We start from the raw sequence: 8,835 nt of genomic DNA, 5'->3' as shown, positions 1-8,835 counted from the left end.
AATTCCAAAACAAATGGAAAGCTGAAACACAGCAGACGGATGAATAAATTCATGGTGGCCCCCTCCGTAGGGGCACGGCGCGCCGCGCCCTGGTCCTCGTTATATTGGTATTATGTCCCCCGAAGCCAGATTTTCGTGCCACGCTTTCACCTTCTCGTTGGGTTATTTACCAACAATGTCCTCTTCACCCAAGTCCTCGGCAATCAGTCGAAACTGTTCCAGCGCGGCTTCTAAATCCGCGACAATCTCGGCCGCCAGCACACCCGGCTCCGGTAGATTATCCGAATCCTCCAGCGAATCGTCCTTGAGCCAGAAGACATCAAGGCTGGCTTTATCGCGGGCGATCAGATCGGTATAGTCGTAGCAACGCCAACGACCGGCAGGGTTGTCCTCGCTCCAGGTGCTGGTGCGTTGATTGAGATTGCCGGCATTGTAAAGGGTAACGAACTCATCCAGATCACTGCGCCCCAGAGAATTGGTTTTGAGGGTGAAGTGCATGTTGGTGCGCAGATCGTAGATCCACAGCTTTTTTGTCCAGGGTGTTTCGCTGGCCGGTTTGCGGTCGAAGAAGAACACGTTCGCTTTAACCCCCTGGGCGTAAAACAGGCCGGTGGGTAGACGCAACAGGGTGTGGACGTTGCATTCGTGCAGCAGCTTGCGGCGGATGGTCTCCCCGGCACCCCCTTCGAACAGTACGTTGTCCGGCACCACTACGGCGGCGCGGCCGTTCTGTTTAAGCAGGGTTTTGACGTGCTGGATGAAGTTCAACTGCTTGTTCGAGGTGGTCGCCCAGAAATCATCGCGTTCGATGATCTCCTTTTCCTTGGCTACCTTGCCGTCTTCGGCGACGATGGTGGTGCTGCTTTTCTTGCCGAAGGGTGGATTGGTCAGGATGATATCGTAGCGATCTCCCGGATCAGCCGCCAGAGAATCTCCCACCGCCAGGGGGAGGCGACTGCCGTTACCGCCGATACCGTGCAGCATCAGGTTCATGGCGCACAGACGCGCCGTGCTCTGCACCAGCTCGCAGCCCTGAAAGGTGCTTTCTTTAAGTTGCTTGAGCTCAACCTTGGTCATGTGGGGATGGTGCTGAACGATGTAATCCTGGGCAGCTAAAAGAAAACCGCCAGTGCCGCAGGCCGGATCACAGATGGTTTCTCCCGGTTTGGGAACAATCGCATCGACCATCGCCTGAATCAAAGGGCGCGGCGTGAAATACTGACCGGCACCGGATTTGGTGTCCTGGGCGTTCTTTTCCAGCAGCCCCTCATAGGCATCGCCCTTAACGTCGGCGCTCATCACCGACCAGTTTTCCTTGTCGATCAGGTCGACAATCAGGCGGCGCAGCTTGGCCGGATCCTGAAACTTGTTCTGCGACTTGGTGAAGATCAGCCCGAGCAGACCTTTTTCGTTACCGAGGTTTTCCAGGGTGTGGCGGTAATGGTCGAACAGCTCGTCACCGTCTTTGTTGATCAGCTTCGGCCAAGCCCATTCGGCAGGCACGGAACTCGGCTGGTTGTAGGGCGTTTTGGTGCGCTCGTCAGCCATTTTGAGAAACAGCAGATAGGTGAGCTGTTCGACGTAGTCGCCGTAGCTCATGCCATCGTCGCGCAGGACGTTACAGAAGTTCCAGAGTTTGCTGACAATTGCGGCTGGGGTCATAAGATTTAATCGTTGCTCCGATTGATGAGATTGACGATGACTTTAACGATGGTTTCTTTTTCTTCAGGTCGGCTTTCGGCAATGAGCAATGTCAGTGCCACCAGGGCGTTGTCGGCCAGGCGCTTGGAGCCGTCGGATCGATAGAGGATGCCGTTGCCGGCCAGAAAATAGATAAAGATGGCGGCGGCGATACGCTTGTTACCATCGCTGAAGGCGTGATTCTTGACCACGAAATAAAGCAGATTAGCGGCCTTTTCCTCGATACTCGGATAAAGTTCCTTGCCGTCGAAGGTCTGATAAATAGTGCCCAGGGCGCTCTTGAACCCTTGATCCTTCTCGATGCCGAACAGCCCGTCAAATTCCCCCTTCATGGCATGGACGATGCCGATCGCCTGTTCATAGTCGATGATGTGCAGCGTCTCGCGGGTTGTCTGCTCGATGGCCAGCGTCCCGTGGTCGTAGCGATCCAGGGTAGCCAAGGCGTAGGCGTAATCGGTGATGACCCGCAGCACATCCTTGCCGGTATCGTTGACCAGTTCCTGGGAGGACAGTGTCCGGGCCAGCAGATCAACGGTCTGGCGCAGCTCCTTGAATTTCGCCGCCTCTTCACGTAACCGTTGCTCATGGACGGTAAATCCCTTAACCAGATGGTCGCGTAAAATACGGGTGGCCCATTGGCGAAATTGAATTCCGGGCTTGGAATTGACGCGATAGCCGACGGAAATAATAACGTCCAGGCTGAAATATTCGATGATTCTTTGTACTTCACGCCCACCTTCAGTTTGAACTGTTGCATTTTTTGCAACAGTTGCCTCCCGCACCAATTCGCCACTATTGAAAATAGCGTTCAAATGCCTGGAAACTACAGATTTATCTCTCTGAAAAAGATCTGCCATCTGATTGAGGTTCAGCCAGACGGTCTCGCGGTCAAGCTGAACTTCAAGGCGGGTTGTTCCATCTTCGTCAGATTTATAAATGACAATTTCACTCATGCGGTTTCCCCCTCGCAGCAATCCGGTGGGACGAGTTGGCCGGAGAAGGCTTGTTTTAGGATGGATTGACGCAGGCGCTCGGCGCGGCGCAGGTTGGCATCGACTTGTGCTTCGGCCTTGGTGACGACGGAGAGGCGGCGTTCGACTTCGGCGACGATTTGGTGTTGTTCGGCGCGGGGGGGGAGAGGGATTGGTAATAACTCGACATCACCAACTCGCAGATGTTTGACACCAGAACCTACAGCAATTAAATCAATCCATCGTTTAACGACAGGAGATAAGAGAGACATAAGGAGATACGGTCCCAAAATCGCACAAGAAGGCCGCATCAACATCATTCTTTGTCCCATGCATAACTTGACATCGGGCGGGATGATGGCTGCCTCACCCATCGGTGCCTCGCGTGTGAAAAGAACATCGCCCGGTTGAGGTGGGCATCTTCTTGACCAGAATTCATATGTCGGTTGATCAATATAACGGATATCGTTGAACAAAAGCTTGCCGTCACGAATGTTGCTCGTCCTGACAAGCGGAATTCCGCCGTCAGTATAAGGCGCTGTCTTATTGTGGCAGTCAACAACCGTATCACAGGCTTGAAGAACACTCGCCCAAACCCACCCCACCGGCAACTCCGGCAAACCACTGGTATCCGGCGCAACCGGCTCTTTGTATTTCCCCCGCCCCTGCCATTTTTCCAGCCGTTCGGCCAAGATACGTTGAAGCAGTTCGGCACCGGTTTCCGTAGGGGCGGGTTTCAAACCCGCCCCTACGTTCGATGTCCGCCATTCTTCGGTGAGTTTGCCTTCGACGGCGGCTTTGAGGACGGCGGCTTTGTAGCGTTTGAGGTTGGCCTTGACGCGCTTGAGATTGGCGACGGCTTCGTCGAGGCGGGAGAATTGTTTTTCGATTTCCGCGACGATGCGGGTTTGTTGTGCCAGCGGGGCAAGAGGGATCTTTTGTTCTTTAAGGTACTTTGTTGAGACACGCTTTTGCCCAACGGCACCAGTCATATAGCGTTCGGCCACACCACGAAAGTTCTGGCTTGACACATAATAGTAAACGTACCGGGCCTCAACCCCTTCTTTGGGACGTAGCACATGGAATTCGGTTGATCCAAACCCATAACCGTTTATAACCTTGGGGACAACGGCCATTTTTCCGTTTTCCATGCAAGGAGTTATCTTTGCAAAAAGAACATCTCCTTGCTTAAAAGCAGTAAAACCTTTCTTGACCTCAGAGGCTGGTCGTTTTTGAGAGACATCAATTGATCCATCTCCTGCACCTACGGCAGGCATTGGGACAAAGGAAACCAAAAGGTCATCGGAAATTTCAGATTTATTCAGCCGAGGGTTTACATCGCAGACCTCATCAACCCTGGCGGATGTCCAGCCTTCTGGTAAACCTTCAGTATGCAAATTACTCACGCCGCCAACGCCTCATTCAAATTGATTTTTTGGTTCGATAGGGGCGGCTTTCAAACCCGCCCCTACAAGGTGGGTCATCACACCCGGCACGGATGATTTTCGTCATCATGCCATGTTATTGGATTGTCATTTATATATTGCCGAATCGCTTCTAATTCGCGTTCGTCACGGATAATCCGTTCGTAATAATTGCGTTGCCACACCGGCACGCCGGGGGTGTCACGCAGCTGGTTGATTCGCCGTGCGGAAAATGTTTTGAATCCGCGCACAATTTCCGACAATCCATGACGTTTCATTGGCATCACCGTAGGGGCGGGTTTCAAACCCGCCCTTACCTTCACACCACAACCCGCCCTTACCTTCACCGCCTCTACCTTCACGTCACAACCCGCCCCTACATCAACCGCCCCTGGTCGATCTGTGTGGGTCTCGCCGTGGAGCACAATAATCCCGTGGACGTGATTCGGCATGACCACAAATTCATCCAATTCGGCATGTGGGTAATGATGGGGCAAATTTTCCCAGACATCTAGAACAATCTGCCCGTTCGGGCTTAAAGCATTCATCCCATCGGCCACTTCACCGAAAAGACATTCACGCTGCCAGGCGCAGATCGTCACGAAATACGCCCCGGTGCGGGAATAATCATAATCGCGCAAGCGGATGGATCGCCGATGATGAATATCTGGATTGTAGGCCATATACCCTCCGCAGTCAGGGCGGGTCTCAAACCCGCCCCTACACACCCGCCTCAACCACATCACAACGAAATACCCCCGACGCGGGGACGAACACCGTAAGGGCGGGTTTCAAACCCGCCCCTACGCTGCCAACGCATCATTCAACTCAACCAGAATCTTGCTCAAATCATCCCCAAACAATTGCCAAACCTTCCCTATCCCACCCGCCTGCGCAAAGGGCGCATAATCAAAATCCTCCGTCTCAATCAGCAAATTGGCGGCAATATGGTCGCGGATCATCTCCAGCCAGTTGCGCTGTTCAGCGGTAAAACTCTTGCCACTCGCCTGCTGCTGTTCAACCCAGGCGCGGAAATTCACCTGCACCTTTTCGGGAAACGGCACCAGTTCATTATCCTGCTGCATGGCAAAACGCACCAGCGAGACCAGATCGGTCAGGATATGATTGCCTGCCGCGCCGCGCACCTTGCTTGCCTGCAATTTCTGGTAAGCGGCCCACAATTCATCCGGCACGCGCTTTTCCCACCCCTGCGGATGAGTCTGGTAGATGCGCAACTGCTCGACCTGGGCGACCAGCTTTTCTGCCAATTCGCGCACATCCTCAAAGCGCAGCCGCTGCTTGTAGGGTTTGCTGTACAGCACCTGCAAGGCGGTGATTTCATCTTTGTTGTCGGCGATGAACTGCTCGAAGGATGCGATCACGCTTTGGGCCTTTTCCTCGGTGAAACCGGCAAAAATAACCGTGTCGGGGCTGACCGTGTCGATGATCTGCTCGTTCTTCTTCTTGATGGCCAGCAGCAGATCCCGCAGGTTCGGATCGCACAGGGGCTTGGCCGCTTCGCTGATGAGTTGCGTTGCTGCCTTACGGATCTGTTTTTCATCCGGCTCCTGTTGTCCGGAGAGCTCTTGGGCGGCGGCAAGGTGCCGGTCCGGGTCGAGGGCGGCGACCAGATCGCCGGTCAGGGATTTTAAAGTTTTCCCGCCATTCAATTCCTGAACCTGGTGTTGTTCTGCCGGAGTGAGTTTCTTTTCCAAACGGGACAGACGTGCGGCGACGGATGATATCACATCGACCTCGGCATTGCCGAAGGCAACTGCCTGAAGCAGCTTTTCAAAGCTGACGTTCTTTTTGCGCTCCATCGGGCGTGAATCGGTCTGATCCTGTTCGCAGACTCCCACGGCATCGACAATGACGAAATGATCCTTGGTGACGGCATCGGGAGTGACGGCTTGCAGGTCGTTGTCGTTGATAATGCGTACCCCGCGCCCCTTCATCTGCTCGAAATAGGCGCGAGATTTGACGCTGCGCATGAAAAACACCACCTCAACCGCTTTGATGTCAGTGCCGGTGGCGATCATGTCGACGGTAACGACAATGCGGGGATTGTAGCTGTTGCGAAACGATGCAATCAGATCTTCCGGCTTGGCTCCGGTGGTGCGGTAGGTAATCTTCTGGGCAAAATCGTTCCCCTTACCGAACTCCTCACGCACGATCTTGACGATGTCCTCAGCGTGGGAATCATCTTTGGCGAAGATCAGGGTTTTGGGCACCTCGCTGCGGCCGGCGAAGATTTCGGTAAAGAGTTTATCGCGGTAGGTCTGGATGACCTTGCGGATCTGGTCGATGGCGACCACGTCCCGATCGAGCTGGTTGGGGTCGTACTGGAAATCGTCGTCGAGTTGTTCCCAACGCACGGCGCGCGTCTCCCGGTCGCGCTTGTCAACATAGTAGCCGGCTTCGACCTGACCGCCCCGTTCGGTGATGGCGGTTTTGATCCGATAGACATCGTAATTGACGTTGACCCCATCGGCCACGGCCTGTTCATGGCCGTACTCCATGACCAGATTCTGCTGAAAGAATCCGAAGGTTTGCTTGCTCGGTGTGGCAGTGAGGCCAATGAGAGAGGCGTCGAAATATTCCAGGACCTGCCGCCACAGGTTGTAGATGGAGCGATGGCACTCATCGGTGATGATGAGGTCGAAGGTTTCGATGGGAATCGTTGGGTTGTACTCGATGGGCTCGGGTTCGCGGATGAGCCCGCTGCCGCCGTTGATATTCTCTTCTTCCAGATCCTCGGGCAAATCGCGCCCCTTGAGGATGGAGTAGAGCCGTTGAATGGTGCAGATGCAGACGCGGGCGGTGGTGTCGATGGTGCTGGAGGTCAAACGCTGAACGATGTACTCCTCGCTGAACTTGAAGTTGTTGTAAGGCGATACATACTGCTGAAACTCCTTGAGGGTCTGCCGTCCGAGATTACCGCGATCAACCAGAAACAACACCCGCTTGGCTCCGGCGAATTTAATCAAACGATAGATGAAGCTGATGGCGGTAAAGGTTTTACCGCTGCCGGTGGCCATCTGAATGAGCGCCCGCAGTCGGTTAGCTCGCAAAGATTCTTCGAGATTGGTAATTGCTTTGATCTGCGCCGGCCATAGCCCCTCGGTGACAAGTTCGGGCATCTGTTGCAGGCGGGCGAGAAAACTTGCGCTGACAGACTCTGCCGCTAAGGACGCACCATCAAGATCAGAAGAGGTGCCGGTAAAAGCATAGGCAGCGGTAAGCCATGCGGCCAAAGTTTCCGGACGATGGAAGGCAAATACGCCACGCGAACGGGGATCGGGATCAAGACCGTTGGTGAAACGAGTTTCGACGCCTGTAGACTGATAAGAGAATGGCAACGGATGGTGCCAACAGGGCAAGCTGGAAGGTAGCCCCTTGGTGTATTTATCGGATTGGGTTTCGACGCCGGTTAAGGTGGTTCCGGTCTTTTTTGCTTCGATGACCCCTGCCGCTTTGCCGTCGACATACAGCAGATAATCGGCAAAGCCGTGACCGGGCAACGGAAATTCACGGATTGCCACACCCCGTCCCGCATGGATGTGCGCGGCACCGGCATCCTGCACCAGCCAACCGGCTTTGGTCAGCAGGGCATCAATTTGTTGGCGTGCTTCTTGTTCGGAAGGCGACATACGCCTCTCCTTGAAGTGTGGTCAGAAATCAATCAGAAGATATCGTCAATATACATTCACGAATATCCCCCAGAAAAACAAAAAACCAGACAGAACACCATAAGCATTCAGTCTGGCCCAGATTTATTAATTGTGATTGTCGTTCCTTCTCACTATCCCCTCCGGATGCAAAAGGCTGCTATTACCTCATCACCGACTGCGTTTGCCGTTATCATAATAAATGCAACCATATAGCATGACTGCTTATGATTCAATTTTTATCTTAGATACTCGTTTTATAGATTTCACACCCTCACCACCGGCAAACACTCCCAGCGCGTCGTATAGGCTGGTGACTTGAGATCCTGCTTCATGTACCAGTCTTTCTTCGGGCGCTGCCCGCCGAACCAGATCTTACCGATACCGGTGTTGTTGATGCTGTCGATAGCGAGCATCAGTCGATCAGCGGTGTCGGTATCCTCGGAGTGAGCAAACAGGGGGTATTGCAGCTGCTGTTCGGGGGTAAAGTCCCCCAGCATGACACCGGCCTTGGCGTAACGATGACCTTCTTTCCAGATCCGTTCAAACAGATTGGTGGCCATACCGGCCAGCTGCCGGGTATCGGAGGTTGGTTGAAAAAAACGACCGGTAGCGGCATTGCCGTAGTAGGGTGCGTTTTTATCAAAAGGGCTGGTGCGGATAAAAGCGGTGATGACGGTTGCCCGTTGTTTCTCTTTTCTGAGCTTTTCGGCGGCACGGGCGGCAAACTCACAGAGGGCCTGGCGGACCTGATTTTTGTCGCTGATCTTTTCGCCGAAGGAGCGGGAACAGACAATCTGCTTTTTCGCCGGGGTGATCTCTTCCAGATCCAGGCAGGATTCGCCGTTCAGCTCCATGAGGGTGCGCGCCATGACCACGGAGTATTGCTTGCGGACAAAGTGGGTATCCATGCGCGCCAACTGGCCGGCGGTGGTGATGCCGATGCGGGCGAGACTTTCCGTATGCCGCCGCCCAATCCCCCAGACTTCGGATACCGGGGTGATGTCGAGCAACCGCTGCCGGCGCTGTGGATCGGTCAAGTCCAACACGCCAGCGGTCTGTTTTAATTTT

At 54.1% G+C, this 8,835-nt stretch carries 6 protein-coding genes; all 6 read right to left on the bottom strand.

Annotated elements, in window-relative coordinates; genetic code table 11:
* Positions 1–162: 162 nt before the first annotated feature.
* Entirely contained in the window at positions 163–1,662 is a 1,500-nt protein-coding gene (locus K0A93_13200; GenBank protein ID MBW6513044.1) for a type I restriction-modification system subunit M, read from the bottom strand.
* Positions 1,663–1,667: 5 nt separating this feature from the next.
* Complete coding sequence (locus tag K0A93_13195; GenBank protein ID MBW6513043.1) at positions 1,668–2,654, bottom strand: virulence protein RhuM/Fic/DOC family protein; 987 nt, start codon at positions 2,652–2,654, stop codon at positions 1,668–1,670.
* Entirely contained in the window at positions 2,651–4,078 is a 1,428-nt protein-coding gene (locus tag K0A93_13190) for a restriction endonuclease subunit S (GenBank protein MBW6513042.1), read from the bottom strand. The genes K0A93_13195 and K0A93_13190 overlap by 4 nt, the downstream gene beginning before the upstream one ends.
* Before the next feature lie 77 nt (positions 4,079–4,155).
* Positions 4,156–4,779 (bottom strand): transposase, encoded by a 624-nt coding sequence (locus K0A93_13185; GenBank protein ID MBW6513041.1) that lies wholly within the window; start codon positions 4,777–4,779, stop codon positions 4,156–4,158.
* A gap of 120 nt (positions 4,780–4,899) precedes the next feature.
* A complete protein-coding gene (locus tag K0A93_13180; GenBank protein ID MBW6513040.1) occupies positions 4,900–7,746 on the bottom strand; it encodes a DEAD/DEAH box helicase family protein in 2,847 nt (948 codons plus the stop codon).
* A gap of 284 nt (positions 7,747–8,030) precedes the next feature.
* On the bottom strand, positions 8,031–8,835 hold an 805-nt coding region (locus tag K0A93_13175; protein MBW6513039.1), incomplete at its 5' end, for a DUF4113 domain-containing protein.

The organism is Desulfuromonadaceae bacterium (assembly GCA_019429445.1).
Lineage (GTDB): Bacteria > Desulfobacterota > Desulfuromonadia > Desulfuromonadales > JAHYIW01 > JAHYIW01.
The sequence above is the reverse complement of the archived record's forward strand: the minus strand, read 5'-3'. Positions and strand labels throughout refer to the sequence as shown.